The organism is Candidatus Bealeia paramacronuclearis, from assembly GCF_035607555.1.
GTDB lineage: Bacteria > Pseudomonadota > Alphaproteobacteria > UBA9655 > UBA9655 > Bealeia > Bealeia paramacronuclearis.
The window spans coordinates 300,947-322,249 of record NZ_JAVHWZ010000002.1 but is presented as its reverse complement, the minus strand read 5'-3'; the positions used below and the strand labels follow the sequence as shown (position 1 = coordinate 322,249).

The following is a 21,303-nucleotide window of genomic DNA, read 5'->3' as shown; positions in this document are numbered from 1 at the left end:
AATTTTTAACATCTTTTTAATATTTTTTTTATATTATATGAATATAGAGATTTTTTTTAATTTAATGGTGGTGATTGTGATGGCACGGAAAAAATCTAATTTACAGAATGCACTTTATTCTTTGTCTTTAGGGGTGGCAGCTTTATATGCCTCGGGTGCGAGCGCCAAAATCTCGCCATTGGCTTTTAAAGGAATTACAAAATACTTTAAAAAGGAACAGGAACTATATTCCCCAACTTTGGGAGAAATTGCTCTTGATGTCAAATTAATTGGGAATTTGAGATTTTATGGTGACTTTGAAAATGGTGTGAAGGCAGATGGGACTCGTAATTACATCGACGATCGCTCTCAGGACCCAACTTGGAGACTCGTCAAATTATTGTTTCCTTCCCCTGCAGGCAATCTTTCCACAGAAACCAACGCCGACACGAACTTTGGAAAATATGTGACGGATCCCAAGGTAATGTCAGCAGTCATGAACTTTTCCTATGATATGCGTCATCAGGAGAAACCCAATCCAACCTTAATTCCCCAAACGCTGAATAACATTTTAGATATGATGGATAGCGCGGATGAGGAGGCTCAAAAGTTAGCTATCTCAAAGCCTCTACAAGGGTTACGAGAGGAAAACACAAAACTTTTTGAAGACTACCAAAAACTTGCAACTGATGAGGCCGCTCCTACCGACAAAGAAAGGGCCAGTGGGATTAAACATGAATTGGAAGCTAAGCTTCAAGAGAAGCTCATGGAGTTCAATTGGAAGTTAGGCGCCCATCATCAGGCGTCCCTTCAAAACGCAATTTCCCGTCTTCTTAATGACCCCAAAGCTGATGTTTCTGAGCTATTGACAAAAAACCTTCTCAAGGATGGACTGAAAAACAGTGTTACGCGCCTTGCGAAAGAAGAAGCCAAACTGTTTGAGGAGTTAGGTGACGTTCAGTTGCGACTTGAAAAAAACAAAAACTCTGACGTTTTAAAAAACATGACGAAGATCACAGAGGCCTTAGAAACAAAACTTACTCAACTCATTCAAAACCAGCCCCAAAGTGCCAATAAAAATGAGGAAAAAACTCCTAACATAACAATGAATAAGGAGCTTAAAGGTGTCATCTCAAAAGTTATCCTCGCACTTCAAGAAACTCCCAACGCAGATCTTTCCAATATTATTAAAAGCAATCAGCTGGCCTCTCAAATCCAGACAAGTGCAAGTGCGTTGGTCAAGGAAAACGAAGATGCTTTTAAAGAGTATCAGGAGTTCAAATCCGATTTTGAAAAACTCAAAATTACAGAAGATGAGAAAGGCCTTAAAACGCTTCATGTGACGTTAGAAAATAAATTAAAGGAGTTTCTCACCAGTCAAAATTGGAACATAGAAAGATTACCAAAAGGTGTTTTTGGAAAAGCAATCAGAAAACTCCAAGAAAACCCCAATGCTGAAGTTGCTGATCTTTTTGATACCGGTTTTTCAAAGGGAGAGCTGAAAAAAAGTTTGAAAAAACTTGTAGAGAAGAACAAAGAGGAAATGGAAAAGTATGCCTTACTTAAAAAACAGGGCAAGAAATCTCAAGCGGAACTTGGTCAAATGACTGCGCTGGTAGCGGGACTGAATAAAAAATTATTAACGGCCTTGCAAGGTAAAAAGTGGGACGTTAATCAAAAACTCGAAGAAACTGTGAAAAGAGCCATCGAAGCCCTGGGAGACGATCCCGCCGCAGATGTTTCCTATCTCTTTAATGAAACTTTATTTCGAGGAAAATTCCAAGCTGTGGGGGATGTTTTAAAAGCCCTAGAGGCTGCTGAAATTCAGGAAAAAACCCTGGGTGAAAAATCGATTTATCCCAAAGGTACTCCTGAGCAAATTCTCAACTCTTTTTTCTGTGAGAAGTTTAATACACAGGAAGATCTTTTTTCTTTTATAGGAGGCCTCCGACCAGAAATTGTGGACAAAATGATACCGGTCCCGAGCACTGCGGATCCCCTAAAAAAAGAAGAATTGGATGGAATTGCAGCCAAGACAGACAAAAACATCGATGATCTTTATGATTTATCGCAGGCAAGCTTTTTTTATCGCTCAATCCCCTTTAAATCGGGTGTGACACCTGTCAGCAATGGGGATACGAAATTCTATGATCGCAAAAGTGGAAGGCTACTTACTGCCACGTTTCAAAATTGCGTAGAAACGAGCATGATCCAATTTCTATCCATGGTGTTTTTTAATCCAGAAAAGAAAGTCTATGATTTGGAGGCTGTGGAAAAACATATCAAAAGCTTAAAGGCCTCCAATCCATTTTTCGAGAATGTGAGAGCTTTTTTCACAACAGAATACCCCGAGAATGCCAATGCAGGGGATATTGTCACGCGCTCTAAGGGAAACAAAATCTTTGGAGATCTTAATGCATTAAATGATCAGGTTAAAGATGGCATTCACCTTGAATACAAAAAAAAGATTGATGGTGTTGAGGCAGAACTACAGGCGGGACATATTCATTTTATGCGCGTATTTCAAAAACTATTTAGCTTGCCCTTGGGGGATTTTCCAAAAGCGACAAATGAAAAAGGTGAGAAGCTGAGCTCTCAAGCGCAATTGGAAGTTGGCAAAACGTGGCTTTCTGACTCTTTTGCAACTTTATTCAAAATCTTGGATCCTACGAGGTCTTACGAAGTAAATAGTCAAAAATTGAAATATTTTTCTAATGAGATAGAGGGCCCGCTTGAAATTAGGAGCTCTACGAGTTCTGATCAAAGCAATTTTTCTTTTCGTATTCATTCTTATTATAATCTACACAGCTACATTGATTCTATTCAGGACAGTCAGCAAGATGGCAACAAGAGTTATGTATTTCTGGAACAAAGTGATCTCAATAAAAATAATAACAAAGCTGAAGGAATTGAAGTTGTCTTAAATAATGAACTTGAGGCTGTTCCAACCATGGAAACTTTTCGCCTTCTTGCTCAAAAAACTACTTTTCCGTTTTTATACCAGCTCTTTAGCGAAGGGCTTGTTGATAATGATTCTCGCATTCGATTTATAAAAAAGCTATGTGACTTCAATACCCAGAAAATAGAGCCGTATCTCCCGTATATAAAAAATTCCTTGTCTCACGTTCTCGAGAGTATTGGATGGGATGATCCCTACATATCTCAAAGAGCCAGTCCTTTTGTTATGGAGCTGCTTGAAAAAAAAGAATTTCAAGACGTTCTTTTTAAAAAAGTGAGAAGTCTGGATTTTTCATATGAAACCAAACAAGATGAATTAATTCTTAAAGATTTTAAAGGGCTAATTGTCTTATGCTTGTCAAGAATGGGGTTTCCTCCTTTTAAGAAAATTGTTCTCGAGGGACTTCCCAGTCTAACTAATATTAACGCGTCTGATGCCAAACAGCTTGAAGAGATTGAGATAAATCAGTGTGGTTCTGTAAAATCTATAAAATTATCCAATACAAAAGTGAGTGCGAAAAGCCTGGAAGCGTTAAAATCACTGCCACAACTTGAGGTTTTGATATTATCAGAAACTTATCATTTAGAACATATTACCTGGAAAAATTTTTCCAGCTTGAAAAAACTGTATTTAAACCAAACGTATTTAAAGAAAATTGAGTTGGAAAACCTTCCTTTTCTTACAGTTTTTCATGCAAGTCGTACAAAAAAACTTGAATCATTTGTAATAAAAAAAGGTTTAAATTATTTAAAAGAAGTAGAATTTTATAAATCTAATATTAGGGAGCTCATAGGGTTAGAAGAGTCCAGCATCGAAACGATGGATCTCTCAGAAACAGCCCATCTTGAAAGCCTTAATGTTTCAGGAATGAAATTCTTAAAAAAATTAGATCTTAAGGAGTCAGGAATTAAGCGACTCACGGCCAAAGATGCTTCCATTGAGGAGCTACTTCTTAAATCCACAAAAAATCTTGAAGAAGTAAATGTTTCAGGAATGAAATTCTTAAAAAAATTAGATCTTGAGGAGTCAGGAATTAAGCGATTCACGGCCAAAGACGCTTCCATTGAGGAGCTACTTCTTAAATCCACAAAAAATCTTGAAGAAGTAAATGTTTCAGGTGTGAAATCCTTAAAAAAATTATATTTTGAGAGTTCAAGCATTAAGCAAATCACTGCCGAAGAGTCATCCATTGAGGAGCTGTTTCTTCTGCAAACACAAAATTTAGAAAAACTGGACGTTGCAGGAATGAAATCCTTAAAACGTATTATTGCTGCTTATGATACAGGAATTAGAGAAATTAAAGGATTGGAAGATTCTAATATTGAGACTCTTATTGTTAGAGATGCAAAAAATCTTAGAGAGATAAACATAGCAAATGCAAAAAAATTAAAATACTTAGATTTTCAAGGGTCAGGCATCCAGAAATTCACAGGTCTAAAAGAGTCCACAATACAAGATATGAATCTTAGTCACACACAAAACCTCAAAGAGCTTGATGTTTCAGGCATGAAATATTTGGAAAAGCTTAATCTTGAGGGTTCAGAAATTAAACAAATTACTTTTGGTTTAGAATCAAAAATTAAATCTTTATTTTTAAAAAAGACAAGCCTTGATCAAGGGTCATTAAAGCAATTTTCAAAACTCAGATCTCTCGAAGAAATTGATGTAACTGGCGTCACAGATGAAATTAGTTTACACAACTCCATTAAAAACAGCCTTAAAATCACAGGGCAAGCTAAAATTAAATGGGAAGATGAGTGAATTTATGATTTTTGAATCGAGGAACTTTTGGAATAACCTGAGTTGAGATGTTCAACTCGTTGCTAGTTTTTTCGAAAAAGAAAATGGTAGAAAATATTTTATATACCCAATTATACCCATCGTGAATGTTTTGTAGTGATTAAATAATTCGAGAGTATTCACAAAAAGATAGATATGAGCTATTCTTTTTCCTTGGAATAAGAAAGGGGAAGAGATGGTTGCGTGCAAAAGATGTGGAGGCAATAACAGTGTTAAGAACGGTTTTGTCAGGAGACATCAGCGCTACAAGTGCCGGGAGTGTTTGCTGAATTTCGTTGAGGGCGACCAGCGAAAAAAGCCACAAACGGCCGTCAAGAAAGCCCTTTGCGTGATCCTTTATAGTCTTGGAAAGGCCTCATTTTCCATGCTGGGAAAAATATTAGGACATTCGCCTTCTCTTATGTATCGATGGATTGTGGAGGCGATGGATCAGGTGAGAGAGCCCATCATTTCAGAAGGTATTCAAGAAATGGAGTTTGATGAAATGTGGCATTTTTTGGGTTCAAAAAAACAAAATTTGGATCCTCAAAGCTGTTGATCGTGGGACCCGGAGAACTGTGGCCTGGGTTACAGGGAGTCGTGATACTGCAACATTCCAAAGGCTCTATGACAAAGTCAGTCACCTAAAAACATGTCATTTTTATACAGATAATTGGGATGCTTTTTCGAAGGTTTTACCTCAAGAGCGTCACACGATTGGAAAGTCGGGAACGGTGTGCATTGAACGCGATAATAGCAATACAGCCATCACCTTGGTCGCATGACCCGACGCACCAAGGTCGTTTCGAAAAAAGAATCCATGGTTTATGGGTCTATCCTGCTCTGGTGCGCCCTAACCTCTCCCGAAATCTTTCATCACTACCAGAAAACCCTCTTGCCTATCTTTAGGTGAATACTCTCCTTAATTGCCCACCTTTTAAAGACGCGGTCAGGCGCGTAAGCTCTTCTTTGAGATGGGGTAAAGAGACCGTTTCTTTGACGCTCTTTGCTTTCCTAAGCGCCTTGGTCCTCAAGTACTTTCGCGCGGCGATTCCACACCAGGAGGAAGAAAAAGGCGCCAATTAAGGAGCTTGCGATGAAAAGAGTAAAGCCGCCCGCCCATCCGTAGGATTCGACGACGTAGCCAATGCCGACTCCGGCAATGCCAGAACCTAGATACGCCAAGGTGCCAATGAAGCCATTAGCAACGCCCACAGCTTTTTTAGAGGCAAAGTCAGCCGAAGCTACGCCTGCCAAAATTTGAGGGCCATAGACCAAATAACCCGCTAACATTAATGCCACCAAATCCAGTAGGGGATATCCTGCAGGAATAGCCCAAAGCAATCCAATGGAGGCGGCTAGGCCAATGAGGAAAAAGACGCCCACAGGGCCGCGTCTTCCTCCGAAGAAACGATCAGAGAGCCATCCGGCCATAAGTCCTCCGGCAAGGCCTGCGATTTCAAATCCACCCACTTGCCACCCGGCTTCCAAAAGGCCAGTGCCTTTAATTTCTTTCAAAAACGTAGGCGCCCAGACGAAAATGCCCATGCGTGGAATGTACAAGCACAAGTTGGCAAAGCCCATATACCACACCAATTTATTACCTAAAACTTGGTGAATTACGTCTTTGAGTGTGACGCGTTCTTCGTATTCATCGGAGACATGACGAACGTCCCCTTTGTATTCTTCCACAGGAGGCAGTCCCAAATCCTGGGGGCGGTCTCGCAATCGATTGTAGAGGAAAAAAGCAACTCCTATGGCCAAAAGAGCCGGTATATAAAAGGCTGAACGCCATCCATAATGAACAATGAGATATCCTGCAAAAACAGAGATAATGGCGCCTCCAATTTGGTGGGAGGAAGAACAAAGAGCCCATTTCATTCCCAGTTCAGTGGGGCTAAACCAGTGGGTTACAAGACGTGCTGCCGGTGGCCATCCCATGGATTGAAACCACCCGTTAAACATCCACAAAAAACCAATGGCCCACAAAGTATCCATAAAGCCCATGCACAAACATACAACCGCCGAAAGCAATAATCCCGCCGGCATAAATATCCGCGCATTTGAACGATCACTTAAAAAGCCATTTACGAATTTTCCAATGCCATAAACAATGGACCACATAGTGACAACCCAACCAAGTTCGATCTTGGTGTAGCCCAGGTCTTCCATCATCCCTGGAATGGCCATAGAGAAATTTTGTCGCAAAAGATAATAGGCCGCATATCCAATAATGACAGAATACAAAATCTGAGTTCGCCAGGAGCGATATGTCGAACGCACCTCACGAGAAAGGGGGGCCGTTATGTGAATAGGGGCGACTTCAGGAGTGTAGCCACGATTAAGGGCCTCAACAGTTGTTGCAGTCATATATGGTTCTCTCAGTCAAAAAACTTTTTTACCATATACAAAAAGACGACCAAAATAAAAGAGGTATTTTGGCTTTTTCTAAAAAGGAGGTCATGTTTTGGAGATTGCGATTTGGATACAAATTGTTGGTCTTCTTTCATTTCACCTTGTATCTGGTGTCTTATGGTCCTTCTTTTCTGGATTGGCGTCTGGAAAACCTTTTAGATCTTTTGGGAGCGAGTTATCACATTGGGGAGGAGGACATTGGCTATAACCTGGACTTGCAGTTAATTTGTAGCACCAATCGCCAAAAGGAGGGGTGGCATAAGTTTGTACAGTATCAACGCACGTATAGCCGGCGGGTAAGTTGTTTTTGTACGAATTGCAACAAAGTCCATCCCCATTGACCTCATAAAATTGAGGGTCGTTTGAATTGCTAAGATCCCAAAAACGGCAACAATAAGAATCCGGATAAGGCTGAGCTTGAACTTGAAAGCTCGTGATCATAAGTCCAAAAGACATAAGAACTCTTTTTTTCATATCAAAAATCCCTGTGAGTGAATTTATTTATACTCCATTATTATTCTAAAATGAGAACGACGACAAGGAATCTCTCAGTATTTTTCAGGCAAAAATCTAACCGCCTTTTCAAATGGATTAATTTCTATCAAAGCCCCATAAGGCAAGATCCACATCGGATCAGAATGTCCAAAATCCATTTGAGTAACTAGGGGAATGTGGTGAAGATTGTATTCATTCAGTGCTTTTAAAATTGCCTCATCATAGTGGACGAAGTGAGCTGCCGAAATGGATTTCCCTCCGGGCTTGCTGAATAAAATGCCTTTCACTTTCTCCAAAATACGTTGGGCAGCAAGATTCCTAAGAAATCTGACCAACTCAGTGGGAGAGGGGCCTTCTTCAGAGGTTTCCAGGAATAAAATAGAGTCTGCCCAAACCCCAAGATCTGGCCAGTGGGGGGTGCCATTCAGGAACTGCAAGGCCTCAACGCATCCTCCAATAAGGCGCCCTTGAATGGTGTTTTGAGCTCCAATAAAGTTCCAGGGCAGGGATGGATTCAATTTCCTTTTGATATTTTGATTGGTGGGGTTTTCCCACCCCAAAACTTCTTTTGTCCACCCGTCCTCACTGCGGGGCCAGTCCCCAATCAGTTCATCAGCGAACAAAGTCCTTTTAATGCCTTCAATAGAATATTGATGCATTTCTACGTTTTCAGCAAAAGTGGTCATGACGGCTGGCCCATAAAAACTCCGAAGTCCGGCTTTAAGGCAGGCAAAATGGGTGACCGTTGTGTCGGAAAAGCCCAAAAATATCTTAGGATTTTGCGCAATGATTTTAAGATCCATAAAAGGGAGCAATCGGATAGAGTCATCTCCCCCAATACTTGAGAAAATCCCTTTAATGTATGGATCCAAGAATGCTTCCATCAAATCTTCTGCCCGTGCTTGAGGATTTTGATAAACCCATTCAGGGTCCCGAAGGGCATGTTTTGAAGGGCGTACCTCCAGGCCGAATTCAGATTCTAATCTCTGTTTTCCCACCTCAAATCGCTCTGGAAAAGCGCCCGGCCCGCCCCATGAGAGCGAGACCACAGCAATCTTATCGCCAGCTTTTAATTTTGGAGGTTTCGTCAGCGATTGCATAAAGGCTTTCTCACGGCTATCTGAACTTAGTCCAGTGTCAACTCATAAAAAACTTTACGTTAAGAGAAAGTTATATTCAAGAAGGTATCGTGATTTAGTCAGGGTCACCAAATGAAAAACAGAAAACAGTACACCGCCATGAATCGTCATGCTGAATTTATTTCAGCACCTTAATAGGTTTTAAGCTCTAAATTACTATGTCTTCTTGATGCAAACTTTTTCATGAGGTGGCCCTGTCCTCTCGGGTTGTTTTTCCAATTGAAAATCCACCATAAACGGATTGTGTTCCCAGTTCTTCTTCAATGCGGAGGAGCTGGTTGTACTTGGCAACCCTGTCCGAACGCGACAATGATCCCGTTTTGATTTGTCCGCAATTGCATGCAACTGCCAAATCTGCAATGGTTGTGTCTTCAGTTTCTCCAGACCTGTGGGACATGACCGTTGTGTATCCAGCTTTGTGTGCATAGTCGATCGTGGAAAGCGTTTCGGTTAACGTTCCAATTTGATTGACTTTAATTAAAATAGAATTGGCAACGCCTTTTTGGACGCCTTCAATCAAGCGCTCGCGATTGGTTACAAAAAGGTCATCGCCGACCAATTGAATTTTTTTGCCCAATGCATTCGTCAAAAGCTGCCAACCATGCCAATCGTCTTCGGCCATGCCGTCTTCAATGGAGATAATCGGATAATTGCTCACGAGTTCTTCATAAAATTTTGCAAGCCCTTCGGCATCTAAAATCTTATTTTCACCCGCAAGGTGATAACGCCCCACGCGATAAAATTCAGTAGCTGCCACATCAAGGGCCAGCATGACATCTTCGCCAGGAGTATATCCCGCTTGCTCAATGGATTTCATAATGACATCAAGGCTTGAACGGGTGGAAGGGAGAGAGGGTGCAAAACCGCCTTCGTCTCCCACATTGGTGCTCATTCCCATTTGGGAGAGAATTTTTTTAAGCGTTTGGAAAATCTCGGACCCCATGCGAACAGCTTCAGTAAGGCTGACCGCCCCCACTGGCATAATCATGAATTCTTGAAAATCGATGGGATTGTCTCCATGTGCGCCCCCATTAATAATATTCATCATCGGGATGGGGAGAGTGTGGGCAAAAACGCCACCGACATAGCGATAAAGCGGCATTCCGCGCTCAGCCGCTGCCGCTTTGGCGGTGGCCAAACTCACACCTAAAATGGCATTAGCGCCCAAGCGCGCCTTATTTTCTGTGCCGTCTAAGTCAATCAAACGTTGATCGATGGCAATTTGCTCATCCGCATCCAAGCCTGAGATTGCATCATAGATCTCGCCATTGACGGCCTCAACAGCATCAAGGACACCTTTGCCTTGATAGCGGGATTTGTCTCCATCGCGTTTTTCGGCAGCCTCATGGCTACCTGTTGAGGTTCCTGAAGGCACGGCTGCGCGACCAAATGCACCTGTTTCCAATGTGACTTCGACTTCAACTGTAGGATTGCCGCGGGAGTCTAGAATCTCTCGGGCGTGGATATCGGTAATGATGCTCATGGTATTCTTCCTTTAAGATGCTAGAGAAAATGGGTTTGATTTTGACAGTTGATCAAAGTCTTTGAGACATTGAAGAAGCTTTGGAAGATCCTGCAATTTGACCATGTTGGGGCCATCGCTGGGTGCTCGGTCTGGATTTTCATGCGTTTCGATGAAAACGGCAGCCACTCCCACAGCCAATGCTGCACGTGCCAAAGCAGGAACAAATTCTCGTTGTCCCCCCGAAGACGTACCGTGACCGCCCGGTTGTTGAACCGAATGTGTCGCATCAAAAACGACAGGATATCCCGTCTGCGCCAAAATAGGCAAAGACCGCATATCTGAGACGAGTGTGTTGTATCCAAATGATGCACCGCGTTCGCAGAGCATAATATTTTCATTACCCGTGGCTGCAATTTTAGCCGCCACATTTTTCATGTCCCAGGGTGCTAAGAATTGACCTTTTTTGACATTAATGGCTTTACCGGTATTTCCTGCGGCAATCAATAAATCTGTTTGACGGCAGAGGAATGCCGGAATTTGCAAAACATCCACAACTTCTGCTACAGGCGCGCACTGTGAGGCGTCATGAACGTCAGTAATGACAGGGCATCCTTGAGTTTCTTTAACGTCAGCCAGAATTTTGAGACCTTCCGCCATGCCAAGGCCACGCTCTCCAGAGGCGCTGGTGCGATTGGCTTTGTCGAATGACGTTTTGTAAATGAGGGGGATTCCAAGTTTTGAGGTGATTTCTTTAAGCGCTGAGGACATCTCTATCGCATGAGCTCTGCTTTCAATGACGCACGGTCCTGCGATCAAAACAAAGGGAAGATCATTTCCAATTTTAAAATTTCCAATGGTGATATGTTTTTGCATCATGGGGACCTCACTTAAAAATAGCTATATTAAAGACATTAATTTGTTTTTCTTGTTGTAATGTCAATGCAAAAGTTGGTATGAGAAAAGGCAGATTTTCATGCCTCTCCGAATTTCATAATATGTTGAAAATAAATTTTTTATTAAGGTGCCTTTGCCAGATATGACGTTTTTTGTTTTCAAATCCAAAATTTTGAGTCAGGATATATATCAATAACAATAAAAATGGGAGACCAGTTCATGGCCAAAGTTTCTTCTTTCCTTACGCTATGTTCCGTGTGTTTTATGTTAGCACTTGTGGGATGCAACAGAAAATGTGACGATAAATGTGAAGCTTGCTTTAACGCGTGTGCCAAGGGCCCTCAGGGGTGCAAAGTAACTTTCGAGCAATGCCACGCGACTGCAGGAATCGATAAAACAGCACTTGAGGCTTGTGCTCACCAATTCAAAGCCTGTGAAGAGGGATGCCTTGCCAAGTGTGCCCCTCCTGCGCAATAGGCTTAAGAGTTCAGTGCTATCTTTATTTTTGTTCATTTGCTCGGTCGACCGTTTTGATAATCGTCTGAATGGCAATTTGTCGATCATTCTCGTTTGAAGAAATTAAATTTTTGATGAAAGGCGTCAATTGAGTAAACGCTATTTCTGGAATTGGACTCTTTTGAGGCGGCCAAGAATAAACAACGGAATAGTCTGCGCCAAGATTATAAAATTGAAAGTTTAACCGATTGGCTAAAATCGTAGAATAGAGATTGTCAGGCCCTATTTTAAGCTTCATAAATGAAAGCACTTTAGTTGATTTTTTAAAGCCGGTACTGTTTGCTTTTTGTTTGTTGCTGAGGGAAGCGTAATCCATTTGCCAAGGAGATGTTTTCTCTAGCGGTTTAAAAAGCTTGATCATTACGGTAAGCATCGCAGCCTTTGCAATTCCCTGATTGCGCACAGTGGGTTCGATATCATAACTCGCTTCTACACTCCCATTTGTAGACAAGTTGGATTCGTCTAAATTGAGTTCTCCAACGTAGGAGGCCTTGTTATTTGATTCGTTTAATTGATAGATGGAAAACAAACCAAACTTATAATCTTTAAATGCGGGAATGTTCCATTCAGATAACATTTTGTAAGTCTCGAGAGTTTTTAGCCCATGCGACAAACCAAATTGATTGGCAAATTTGATTCTTTCTTCTTGATCCTTATTCGCATTTTTCAGCTCCATTCCTGCCTTATCCTTTTCTGTAGCACGTACAAGTGTATATTTTTTCTCTTTGGCAGAAAAGGGAATGTAAATTAAGACCATTGCATAATTGAGGGATGAGGAGAGAAAGGATATACTGAGGAAAGTCCGAAAAGCAGGAGTGATCGAAAATGTCCTTTTTAAATCGTGAAGCCAGAGAGCGTTTAAAGAACAGTCAACTTATCCAAGCTTTTAGCCTTATCGACTGGGAGAGTGTAAAGCAAAATATGGGGAAACTAGGAAGATCTGGCTATGGCCCCAATGGGTACGTACCAGTCAATTTACTGAAGGCGTTGATTTTGCAGGCTTGGCATAGCTTAAGCGATGAGGGGTTGGAAGAAGCCTTGAGGGTTCGGTTGGACTTTATGGTCATCACGGGGTTGGAAAAGGTGCCTGATCATACGACGCTCTGTCGATTTCGCAACTTGTTGATCAGTCAAAACCTTTGGGAATACCTCCTTGCAATGATCAATTATCAACTAGAACAAAAGGGATTAAAAGTGAAAGAATCCCAAGGAGCGATTATAGATGCGACGCTTATCGAATCAGCGGCACGTCCTCGGAAAGAAATGGAGGGGATGGCTGTTGATCGTGAAGAAGACAAGGAATATGCTGTTGAAGAGCAGGTAACCCTTTCCAAAGATCCAGATGCCACATGGCTTAAGAAGGGGAAACGGAGCTATTTTGGGTACAAAGGCTTTATGGTCATTGACCAGGAGGACGGATATATTGATCAGGTTCACGTGACGCCTGCGCATGTCTCTGAAGTGAGAGAGTTGGAAGAGGTTGTGAAGAAGCGTCGAGATAAGAGGCTTTATGGAGACAAAGGGTATGCTTCCCAAGGAAACAAAGACTTGCTGAGGTCTAAGGGGATTAAGAACGGGTTGATGGAGAAAGCGAAAAGAAATAAGCCCTTAACCCATTGGCAAAAAGTATTTAACCGGATGATTTCGAAGATTCGATATAGGGTGGAACAAGGATTTGGAACCTTAAAACGAAAATTCAAATTCACGAGAGCATCCTATTTTACAACACCCAAAGTTCAAGGACAAATGGCCCTAAAAGCCATAGCCTTTAACCTCTTAAAGGCCACAAATAAGGTTGCTTATGGATAAATCAGGCGAGTTAAGTGAGTATTTGAGCAAAAAAAGAACAAAGAGACGAAGAAAAATATCATCCCCCTCAATTTAAAAAACTCAAAAATTAGCTTTTCAGGACCTCAGTTGGAATTTTTATTAATTATGCAATGGCCTTAGAAAAGGGAATGTAAATTGTTCGACTTTTAAGATCCCCAATCTCCAATTCGTAAAGTGTAGCCTGTCCTAAAAAGGGGATTGATATCAAAAGGGTGACGTAACTCGTTAATTTTTTTAACATATTTAATTTTTCCTTACTATTTTATTAAAAAGCCTAAAAAATTGAATAAAGGTAAAATAGTATTTTAATAAAAAATTATTTTGTCAATATAAAATTTTATGATGGAGGGAAGTGAAAAATCGTCCACAGGAAATAATCGTAAGGTTTGAAAAATGTGTTCCTAATCCATGTCGCCTTTGAGAATGCGGGATTGGTCGCGTTTCCAATCGCGCTCTTTTTCTGTGGCGCGTTTATCGGCCTTATTTTTACCTGAAACAAGAGCGATCTCTAGCTTGACCATGCCGCGGGAATTGAAATAGAGATTTAAAGGCACAATCGTCATGCCTTTTTTTCGCACGGCGCCCAAAAGTTTATTCAACTCACGACGTTTTAATAAAAGCTTTCGTGGGCGGGTTGGGGAATGGTTAAATCGATTCGCCTCAATGTATTCAGGAATAAAGGAGTTGATGAGGTAAAGATCGTTGGTGCCCTCGCTGCTTGCATAAGATTCGGAAATACTACCCTTGCCTTGACGCAAAGATTTCACCTCGCTCCCTTGAAGCATAACGCCTGCTTCAATAGTGCTTTCGATATGATAGTCAAATCGGGCACGCTTATTTTGGGCGATCATTTTTTTTTCGTGAACTTTAGTCATGACACATCAGGCGACCTTTTGCGAAACGGGTTTAAGAGCAAGCAACTCCAGGGCCTTACGAATAGCCGTTTTTGTTGACTCCTGCAAGTCAACATAAGGCAAAATCCACTCGTTTTGACAAAGTCCCAAAAGAGAAGCCGCATATTTGATGGGCGCGGGGTTTGTTTCCAAATTGGTGGCAATAGCAAGGGGCGATAAAAGGTCACGCATTTGAGTGAACTTTTTGAGATCTCTCTGCGCCCAGGCATCATAAAGTGTGATGTATTCCCGCGGGGCCACGTTTGAGCCCACGCAGATAATTCCATCCCCCCCCAAGGCCAAATAACCGGGGGCTGTGGGATCATCCCCTGAGAAAAACTTCAACTTAGGATTGGCTATAGATTTTATATTTTGAAGTCGGGCCACATCTGTTGAAGAATCTTTAAAACCTGAAAGATGAGCCAGTTCGCTCAAGCGTGCTGCCGTTGAATAACTAATATCGACAATGCACCGTCCGGGATGATTATAGACAATCATAGGGACGGAAGTGGCGTCGTGAATGGTTTTGAAATGTTGATAAAGACTTTCTTGATTGGGCTTTACATACCAAGGAGAAATCACAAGAATGCCATCGACGCCTAAGTCCTGGGCCTTTTGACTGAGGGTGACAGCATCTTGAGTTGAGGGAGAGCCTGTGCTTGCAATAATTTTAAGGCGTCCTTTGGCAAATTTAAGGGAGTTTTGAATGACAGAAATCTTTTGTTCCTCAGTCAAAAGAAGTCCTTCGCCCGTAGATCCTGCGACTACAAGGGCGTGAATTCCCGCATCAGATTGATAGTTAATAATTTTCTCAAGTGCAGACCAATCAATATTTCCTTCACGAAAAGGGGTGATAATAGCTGTTATAATTCCGTGGAGCATGGTATTTTTCCTGTCATATGATTTCTAAGCGAGAGGGTAGCGATGATCACAAAGATCTGCAAGAGTTTGATGGTAAGTCACGATCGAAAATCCTATTCCCGCAGGGGCACCCTAAGCTTGTGCCAGGGGGATGATCGAATTTGCGGATCGCGTTATTCGATTTTGGTAAGTGGATTCATTGCAATTTTATGGGCTTCAACGTCATCATTAGTTTCAAACTCAAAGCAATGTGAAGAGGCTTTCCAGGCGCAACTGACAAAAGGGGGGTATAATCCCATGACCAATTGTGGTGTTGTAGGTGATCTCATGACGTGGGTGGGGATTCAAGAAAAGGATCCAAGGCTTGGCCTTTATGATGTAACCGCGTTTATTATTGCTCATCCCGATTGGCCCGCACAAGAAAAACTCAATGCACGTGCTGAATCTATGATGGATGAAACCTTAGAGCCTCAAGACGTTGCCGAATGGTTTCAATCCCATCCCCCTCAAACGAGTTTTGGGTACTTGCATTATGCAAAAGCCTTGAAAGCTTTGGGACAGAAAACCAAAGCCCTTAACATTGCCAGGGAAGGTTGGATAACAAGAAATTTTACGCGAGAAGAAGCTCAAGAGTATTTGGGCGCTTTCGGTGAAGACCTTAAGGCACCCGATCACGAAGCGCGTCTTGAGCGCCTTTTGTGGGATGAGGAGTTGGATCAAGCCAAGCGTTTGGTGAGCCTTGTTGGACCTCAAGCTCGTCAATCTGCAGAAGCGCGCTTTGCGCTCATTCAAGCGGAATCAGTAAGTCATTCCTTCTCAGGAGATCGAAATGAAGGTGTTCTTTATGAGCAAGTCAAATTACTGAGAAAATCAGATCAGCTGGAAACTGCCGCAAAACTGTTAAAGATGGTCCCTCAAAAATCCGCTTATGCCGATAAATGGTGGAAGGAACGCAATTATTTGGCGCGGGAATTTTTGCAACAAGGACGTCCTCAAGACGCTTATGCGCTCATTCAAAAGCATGGGCTTGAGGAAGGGGAGGCTTTTGCGGAAGCAGAGTTTTTAAGTGGGTTTGTGGCCCTTCGTTTTTTGAATAATTCAGAAGCAGCCCTTCAACGGTTTTCAAATCTTTACAATCAGGTTAAATCGCCCATCAGTAAGAGTCGTGCCGCCTATTGGGCGGGCCGTGCTGCTGAGGGGCAAGAGGATGTTGAACTTGCTGCAAAATGGTACGAAAAAGGAGCCAAGCATACGACGTCTTTTTATGGACAATTGTCTGCAGCAAAATTGGAAAAACGTCCCCATCCAGAGTTAGCCTCATTGCCTAAGGCCACTACGAAAGAGAGACAAGAATTTGAAAGTCAGAATCTTGTTAAGGCCTTAAAAGTGCTCACCAAAATGGGAAAGCCTGCGGAAAACTATATGCAAACATTTGCGTTTCACATTGGTAAGAATGCAAAATCAACAGCAGAACGTCATTTGTTGGTGGATTTGGCGGCCAAAGTCAGCCCTCATGCGGCAGCTGTTGTTGCCAAAAAAGTAGGTTTTCAAGAGGGTCTTCATTTGAAAGCGGCCTATCCCAAAATCAATCATCCTCATGGGCAAGAGGGCCTAGAAGCCGCCCTTGTTAATGGGCTTATTATGCAGGAAAGCCGCTTTGACGCAGGTGCCGTGAGTCATGCTGGTGCTATGGGACTCATGCAATTGATGCCTGCAACGGCTCAAAAAGAGGCCAAAAAAATGAAAATTTCTCATTCTCATAATAAACTTCATGATCCCAAACATAATGTGAAATTGGGAGCGCATCACATTCATTCTTTAGTCCAAGAATTTGACGGATCTTATATTCTGGCTATTGCCTCTTACAATGCGGGGAAGGAGCCTGTTAACCGTTGGCTTCAAGAGATTGGGGATCCACGTCGGGGCGAGATTGATGTAGTCGATTGGTTAGAGCTTGTACCTTATTATGAAACTCGGAATTATATTCAGCGCGTGCTTGAAAACGTGAACGTTTACCGCGCTCATGAGGAGAGACATCCAAAGATGACACTCGTTCATGATTTGCAGCGATAACTTTATTGACAGGAAGTCGGATTGGCCTCGCATAACTTTTCTTGAAGCCAGCGCATGTGATATTTCATTTCTTCACTTCGTTGCATTTTGAGAGCGTCTCCCACGGAGCGACAGCCTCCCCAGAAACATTCGCACCCATCTGTATTTTGACAAGTATCACTACACGTTGTCATGCCACCACAATCTGCAGTTAAAAATCGTGAATCTAGAGTCTGATAAGTTCCGATGGCTAGGAATAGCATTATAATTTTTTTTAGCATTTTTTAGCTCCCTCTGAAGTTTATAATCAACCAATCTTTAGCAGAGGCTAAGTCTAACATAAGATCACAACCCTTCCAAGATCGAGAGTTGATTTGTCAGGACCACCTCATGAATAAGTTTGTCTCAAGCATGTGCTGTAATTTATTTATTAAAACCAAATAGCTGGGGCATCTTGAGAAAACGACTTCTGACAACAAGTAGCTTGTTTCTCAGGATCTTTTTACTTGCCGCGTTATTTTTAAGGAAATACTGAAATAAATTCAGCATGACTGTGTTGGAATTATGAACTTAAAACAAATATGAAATTTTTTTAAACTTGTTGAGATTCTGAGCAAAACTGAGGCGTAGCCAAATAATTTAGCACGATTCGAGGGTGTATTGTTTTCCGTTATTTCATGAGGGGTTCCTGAAGATCGAAACAAAATACCTATTCAAAAGATTAAAAATAGGTTAATATAAGATAAAATTTTATATAAACTATGAGGTTTCTCTTATGATTAAAGCCCTTTTAAAATCTGAGTCTCAATCCATTTGGAAAGAACTCACATATGTTGTTGGTGGCGTCATCCTCCTTCTGGCCGCCTCCAAAATTTTCATTCCCTTAAAACCAGTCCCGATTACATTGCAGCCCACAGCGGTCCTTTTGTTGGCACTTACTTATTCGTCACGACGCGCACTGCAATCCGTTCTTCTCTGGATTGGTATGGGTGCTGCGGGTCTTCCTGTTTTTGCAGGATGGGAGCCAGGTCTGGCGATTCTCGTAGGACCCACCGCAGGATATATCTATAGCTATGTTTTTATCGCAGCCCTCATTCCCCATCTACGTGAGCGCTTGAATTCTCAAGGTTGGTTTTTTGATATGGCCTTGTGTGGAATTGCCACTATCATGACGTTCGCTATGGGCGTGGCATGGCTTTCAACATTCGTTGGCTTTGACAAAGCGGTGACTTTTGGCCTTATGCCTTTCATCATTCCAGGCATTGTGAAGGCGGGAATTCTCTGCAGCGCCCTTAAAGCTATTCGGTCTTATCGCACGCGATAAAAACTCTATGACAAGTAATGTTCCCATCCTTTTTCGCCCGCATCATTTTATGTGTACGGTGGGTTTTCAAGGGATGGGGTACTCTCCTGATTTTGTTCAAAACTATCAAACGATCAAAGATCAGATCACTGAAAGTCCCGAAACTCTCTTACAAGTCCATTCTCGCACCGATGAGATTTGCCGTCCTTGCCCCCATAATCTGGAAAAGGGTTTTTGCGAAAAGGAAGAAAAAATCCAATCTTTGGACGCTCGTCACAAATTGGCCCTTGAACTTCAAGAGGGGCAAATCTTAAGTTGGAATGAAGGCTTGAATCGCATCAAAACACATATGACCTTTGAGAAGTTTCATGCGTCCTGTGAGGGTTGCGAATGGAAAAGTTTGGGTGTTTGTGAGGTGGCTTTAAGTAAGATTTTATCAGGGGCGTTAACACCTTCTTAATTATCTTTGATGGATAATGAGGCATGGATCTTCCCATCAACAAAAGAGGTGATAATATGCCCAATCTTACCGAAGACTTCATCCTCCGTGAATCTCAAGTTTGTGCGCCCAATTATCACCCGATTCCCGTTGTGATCACCAAGGCCAAAGGCGTTTGGATGTGGGATGTTGAGGGACGAAAATATCTTGATATGATGTCGGCCTATTCTGCCGTCAGCCATGGCCACAGCCATGACCGTCTTTTAAAAGCTTTGAATGAACAAGCTCAAAAGCTGGCTATGATTTCGCGTGCATTTTATACGGATCAATTGGCGCCCTTATTAGAAAAAGTTTGTAAGTTGGCCCAATTTGATATGGGGCTTCCCATGAATACGGGCGCAGAAGCTGTGGAAACAGCCATTAAGGCGTCTCGCAGATTGGGATATAGATCCAAAGGGATCCCCACAAATCAAGCCGAAATTATTGTGTGCAAAAATAATTTTCATGGACGCACTACAACCATTATCAGCTTTTCTTCAGAGCCCTCTTATAAAGAACATTTCGGCCCCTGTACGCCAGGATTCAAACACGTTCCCTTTGGTGATGCGGCCGCTTTTGAAGCGGCTATTACAGAAAACACGTGTGCCTTTTTGGTCGAGCCCATTCAAGGTGAAGCGGGCATTATCGTTCCTCCCGAAGGTTATTTAAAAGCTGTCCGCGACATTTGCACGAAGCACAACGTCCTTCTGATTATGGATGAAGTCCAATCTGGGTTGGGGAGGACAGGTAAAATGTTTGCATTTGAACACGAAAGCATCCATCCCGATGGTCTTATTTTAGGCAAAGCTTTGGGAGGTGGGCTGCTTCCGATTTCGATGTTTCTCTCCAATCGTGATGTTCTTAAACATATGGTGCCCGGTTCTCACGGATCTACATTTGGTGGAAATCCCTTGGCATGTCATGTAGCCTCAACGGCAATTGATGTCCTTATTGAAGAAGGGCTTGTAGAAAATTCACGAGTTTTGGGAAAATACCTTCAAGATGAGTTGAAAAAAATAAGGTCTCCGTTAATTCAAAGTGTCCATGGACGTGGCCTGTGGGTGGGTCTTGAGTTTAACCCTGATTTCGTTTCTGCCCGGCGGGTTTGTGAAATGCTTGAAGAAAAAGGTGTTTTGAGCAAAGAAACTCACGAGACAGTTGTACGCTTGGCTCCACCTCTTGTAATTATAAAGGAGGAAGTGGATTTTGCGCTTGAGAAAATCAAAGAGACTGTTGAGGAGATCGAAGCGAATCTTTAACGGCCTTCATGGCGGTAGAGGGTGAGAGTTGTGTCAGTGCAATTTATTTCTCCTTGGGCTTTTAATTGTATTTTCCAAAACGCATCCCATTGCAGGACGACTATAAACCGCGTATAACAAATCCATCAATTGATATCACGTATTAGGGGTTCTCGTGTTGCGCACTCGTCAAATTTTAAAACCAATCGCTCTGCTTCCTTTTGTTCTTTTGGGGGCGTGTAGTCCTAAAGAAAAACCCTATGTGGAACGTCCGGCCACCGAACTTTATGAGGAAGGCTATAAAAAGCTCATAACTGAGGAATACGATAAAGCCTCTGAGGCTTTTGATGAAGTAGAACGTCAGCATCCTTATTCCGAATGGGCGACGCGAGGTCAATTGATGGCGGCGTATTCTAGTTATATTAACCGTGAATTTGATAAAGCTTTGGCAACCCTTAATGCGTTTGTCGAGCTTCACCCCGGACACAAAGATATTGCTTATGCGTATTATTTGCGTGCACTTTGTCATTATGAGGAAATTCTTTCCGTCAAACGTGATCAAACCAATACGCTTGAGTCTTTAAAAGCCTTTGAAGAAGTGATCAAACGTTTCCCTGAGACGAAATATGGGCGGGACGCAAAATGGAAACTCGATTTGGTCTATGATCATTTGGCCGGAAAAGAAATGGATATTGGACGCTTTTATATGAATGGCGGGCTTTATTTGGCGGCCATTAATCGCTTTCAAGCCGTCATTGATGCCTATCCCCGCACAACCCATGTGCCTGAGGCTTTGCATCGCTTGGTTGAATGTTATTTGGCTATGGGGTTAACCGAAGAAGCACAAGTGGTTGCGGCCGTGATGGGGCATAATTTCCCCGGCAATGAGTGGTACGGAGAAACTTTCTTGCTTTTGAAGGGCCAAGATTTGCGCCCACTTTGGATTAAACAACAAGAGGGATCGTGGCTCGATAAATTGCGCCGCATTAAATTCTTCTAAAACGAGA

The 21,303-nt window shown here is 42.2% G+C and carries 19 protein-coding genes; 10 read left to right on the top strand and 9 right to left on the bottom strand.

The genetic code is table 11. The features are described from left to right. Window positions 1-37 precede the first annotated feature (37 nt). The 3 genes from Bealeia2_RS06495 to Bealeia2_RS06485 all read left to right on the top strand — a co-directional run bounded on the left by Bealeia2_RS06495 (window position 38) and on the right by Bealeia2_RS06485 (window position 5,502). Window positions 38-4,699 (top strand): disease resistance family protein, encoded by a 4,662-nt coding sequence (locus Bealeia2_RS06495; RefSeq protein ID WP_331256264.1) that lies wholly within the window; start codon window positions 38-40, stop codon window positions 4,697-4,699. Window positions 4,700-4,913: 214 nt separating this feature from the next. Then, window positions 4,914-5,276, top strand: coding sequence for an IS1/IS1595 family N-terminal zinc-binding domain-containing protein (locus Bealeia2_RS06490; protein ID WP_462346296.1), 363 nt, complete (start codon window positions 4,914-4,916; stop codon window positions 5,274-5,276). 19 nt (window positions 5,277-5,295) lie between these two features. Then, window positions 5,296-5,502, top strand: a complete 207-nt coding sequence (locus Bealeia2_RS06485) for an IS1 family transposase (RefSeq protein ID WP_331255416.1) — start codon at window positions 5,296-5,298, stop codon at window positions 5,500-5,502. 229 nt (window positions 5,503-5,731) lie between these two features. On the opposite strand, the gene Bealeia2_RS06480 is transcribed toward Bealeia2_RS06485, so the two are convergent. The 5 genes from Bealeia2_RS06480 to kdsA form a co-directional block, all read right to left on the bottom strand. Then, window positions 5,732-7,087: an MFS transporter gene (locus tag Bealeia2_RS06480; protein ID WP_331256263.1), complete on the bottom strand. Its 1,356-nt coding sequence runs from the start codon at window positions 7,085-7,087 to the stop codon at window positions 5,732-5,734. Between the two features lie 141 nt (window positions 7,088-7,228). After that, window positions 7,229-7,588 carry a hypothetical protein gene (locus Bealeia2_RS06475; RefSeq protein ID WP_331256262.1) on the bottom strand — a complete coding sequence of 120 codons (360 nt, stop codon included), beginning with the start codon at window positions 7,586-7,588 and terminating at the stop codon, window positions 7,229-7,231. Window positions 7,589-7,680: 92 nt separating this feature from the next. Next, the gene (locus Bealeia2_RS06470; RefSeq protein WP_331256261.1) at window positions 7,681-8,727 is read right to left on the bottom strand and encodes a S66 family peptidase; all 1,047 of its coding nucleotides are present in this window, start codon (window positions 8,725-8,727) and stop codon (window positions 7,681-7,683) included. Window positions 8,728-8,947: 220 nt separating this feature from the next. Further along, a complete protein-coding gene (gene eno / locus Bealeia2_RS06465) occupies window positions 8,948-10,249 on the bottom strand; it encodes a phosphopyruvate hydratase (RefSeq protein WP_331256260.1) in 1,302 nt (433 codons plus the stop codon). A 12-nt stretch (window positions 10,250-10,261) separates the two neighbouring features. Continuing rightward, on the bottom strand, window positions 10,262-11,107 hold the full coding sequence (kdsA, locus tag Bealeia2_RS06460; protein WP_331256259.1) for a 3-deoxy-8-phosphooctulonate synthase: 846 nt from the start codon (window positions 11,105-11,107) through the stop codon (window positions 10,262-10,264). Between the two features lie 237 nt (window positions 11,108-11,344). Between kdsA and Bealeia2_RS06455 the strand changes: the two genes are divergently transcribed. After that, on the top strand, window positions 11,345-11,602 hold the full coding sequence (locus tag Bealeia2_RS06455) for a hypothetical protein (protein ID WP_331256258.1): 258 nt from the start codon (window positions 11,345-11,347) through the stop codon (window positions 11,600-11,602). Between the two features lie 22 nt (window positions 11,603-11,624). Here Bealeia2_RS06455 and Bealeia2_RS06450 read toward each other — a convergent pair whose 3' ends face one another. After that, on the bottom strand, window positions 11,625-12,398 hold the full coding sequence (locus tag Bealeia2_RS06450; protein ID WP_331256257.1) for a hypothetical protein: 774 nt from the start codon (window positions 12,396-12,398) through the stop codon (window positions 11,625-11,627). 68 nt (window positions 12,399-12,466) lie between these two features. On the opposite strand from Bealeia2_RS06450, the gene Bealeia2_RS06445 reads away from it, so the two are divergent. Beyond that, on the top strand, window positions 12,467-13,450 hold the full coding sequence (locus Bealeia2_RS06445; protein WP_331255236.1) for an IS5 family transposase: 984 nt from the start codon (window positions 12,467-12,469) through the stop codon (window positions 13,448-13,450). Window positions 13,451-13,574: 124 nt separating this feature from the next. On the opposite strand, the gene Bealeia2_RS06440 is transcribed toward Bealeia2_RS06445, so the two are convergent. From Bealeia2_RS06440 to dapA, 3 genes are all read right to left on the bottom strand, one after another. Further along, window positions 13,575-13,712 (bottom strand): hypothetical protein, encoded by a 138-nt coding sequence (locus Bealeia2_RS06440; protein WP_331256256.1) that lies wholly within the window; start codon window positions 13,710-13,712, stop codon window positions 13,575-13,577. A 160-nt stretch (window positions 13,713-13,872) separates the two neighbouring features. After that, on the bottom strand, window positions 13,873-14,346 hold the full coding sequence (gene smpB, locus Bealeia2_RS06435; RefSeq protein ID WP_331256255.1) for an SsrA-binding protein SmpB: 474 nt from the start codon (window positions 14,344-14,346) through the stop codon (window positions 13,873-13,875). Window positions 14,347-14,352: 6 nt separating this feature from the next. Beyond that, window positions 14,353-15,246 (bottom strand): 4-hydroxy-tetrahydrodipicolinate synthase, encoded by an 894-nt coding sequence (dapA, locus tag Bealeia2_RS06430; RefSeq protein ID WP_331256254.1) that lies wholly within the window; start codon window positions 15,244-15,246, stop codon window positions 14,353-14,355. A 69-nt stretch (window positions 15,247-15,315) separates the two neighbouring features. Between dapA and Bealeia2_RS06425 the strand changes: the two genes are divergently transcribed. The 5 genes from Bealeia2_RS06425 to Bealeia2_RS06405 all read left to right on the top strand — a co-directional run bounded on the left by Bealeia2_RS06425 (window position 15,316) and on the right by Bealeia2_RS06405 (window position 21,296). Beyond that, entirely contained in the window at window positions 15,316-17,298 is a 1,983-nt protein-coding gene (locus Bealeia2_RS06425) for a lytic transglycosylase domain-containing protein (RefSeq protein ID WP_331256253.1), read from the top strand. A gap of 754 nt (window positions 17,299-18,052) precedes the next feature. After that, a complete protein-coding gene (locus Bealeia2_RS06420; protein ID WP_331256252.1) occupies window positions 18,053-18,601 on the top strand; it encodes a biotin transporter BioY in 549 nt (182 codons plus the stop codon). Window positions 18,602-18,608: 7 nt separating this feature from the next. Next, window positions 18,609-19,040: a DUF1284 domain-containing protein gene (locus Bealeia2_RS06415; protein WP_331256251.1), complete on the top strand. Its 432-nt coding sequence runs from the start codon at window positions 18,609-18,611 to the stop codon at window positions 19,038-19,040. A 23-nt stretch (window positions 19,041-19,063) separates the two neighbouring features. Further along, entirely contained in the window at window positions 19,064-20,317 is a 1,254-nt protein-coding gene (gene rocD, locus Bealeia2_RS06410; RefSeq protein ID WP_331256250.1) for an ornithine--oxo-acid transaminase, read from the top strand. Window positions 20,318-20,471: 154 nt separating this feature from the next. Then, window positions 20,472-21,296 (top strand): outer membrane protein assembly factor BamD, encoded by an 825-nt coding sequence (locus Bealeia2_RS06405; protein WP_331256249.1) that lies wholly within the window; start codon window positions 20,472-20,474, stop codon window positions 21,294-21,296. Window positions 21,297-21,303: the final 7 nt, after the last annotated feature.

Excerpts from the sequence above, each read along its gene's own strand:
- Bealeia2_RS06495 (WP_331256264.1), top strand. The coding sequence starts at position 38 with ATGAATATAGAGATTTTTTTTAATTTAATGGTGGTGATTGTGATGGCA.
- Bealeia2_RS06490 (WP_462346296.1), top strand. The coding sequence starts at position 4,914 with ATGGTTGCGTGCAAAAGATGTGGAGGCAATAACAGTGTTAAGAACGGT.
- Bealeia2_RS06480 (WP_331256263.1), bottom strand. The coding sequence starts at position 7,087 with ATGACTGCAACAACTGTTGAGGCCCTTAATCGTGGCTACACTCCTGAA.
- Bealeia2_RS06475 (WP_331256262.1), bottom strand. The coding sequence starts at position 7,588 with ATGTCTTTTGGACTTATGATCACGAGCTTTCAAGTTCAAGCTCAGCCT.
- Bealeia2_RS06470 (WP_331256261.1), bottom strand. The coding sequence starts at position 8,727 with ATGCAATCGCTGACGAAACCTCCAAAATTAAAAGCTGGCGATAAGATT.
- eno (WP_331256260.1), bottom strand. The coding sequence starts at position 10,249 with ATGAGCATCATTACCGATATCCACGCCCGAGAGATTCTAGACTCCCGC.
- kdsA (WP_331256259.1), bottom strand. The coding sequence starts at position 11,107 with ATGATGCAAAAACATATCACCATTGGAAATTTTAAAATTGGAAATGAT.
- Bealeia2_RS06455 (WP_331256258.1), top strand. The coding sequence starts at position 11,345 with ATGGCCAAAGTTTCTTCTTTCCTTACGCTATGTTCCGTGTGTTTTATG.
- Bealeia2_RS06450 (WP_331256257.1), bottom strand. The coding sequence starts at position 12,398 with ATGGTCTTAATTTACATTCCCTTTTCTGCCAAAGAGAAAAAATATACA.
- Bealeia2_RS06445 (WP_331255236.1), top strand. The coding sequence starts at position 12,467 with ATGTCCTTTTTAAATCGTGAAGCCAGAGAGCGTTTAAAGAACAGTCAA.
- Bealeia2_RS06440 (WP_331256256.1), bottom strand. The coding sequence starts at position 13,712 with ATGTTAAAAAAATTAACGAGTTACGTCACCCTTTTGATATCAATCCCC.
- smpB (WP_331256255.1), bottom strand. The coding sequence starts at position 14,346 with ATGACTAAAGTTCACGAAAAAAAAATGATCGCCCAAAATAAGCGTGCC.
- dapA (WP_331256254.1), bottom strand. The coding sequence starts at position 15,246 with ATGCTCCACGGAATTATAACAGCTATTATCACCCCTTTTCGTGAAGGA.
- Bealeia2_RS06425 (WP_331256253.1), top strand. The coding sequence starts at position 15,316 with ATGGTAAGTCACGATCGAAAATCCTATTCCCGCAGGGGCACCCTAAGC.
- Bealeia2_RS06420 (WP_331256252.1), top strand. The coding sequence starts at position 18,053 with ATGATTAAAGCCCTTTTAAAATCTGAGTCTCAATCCATTTGGAAAGAA.
- Bealeia2_RS06415 (WP_331256251.1), top strand. The coding sequence starts at position 18,609 with ATGACAAGTAATGTTCCCATCCTTTTTCGCCCGCATCATTTTATGTGT.
- rocD (WP_331256250.1), top strand. The coding sequence starts at position 19,064 with ATGGATCTTCCCATCAACAAAAGAGGTGATAATATGCCCAATCTTACC.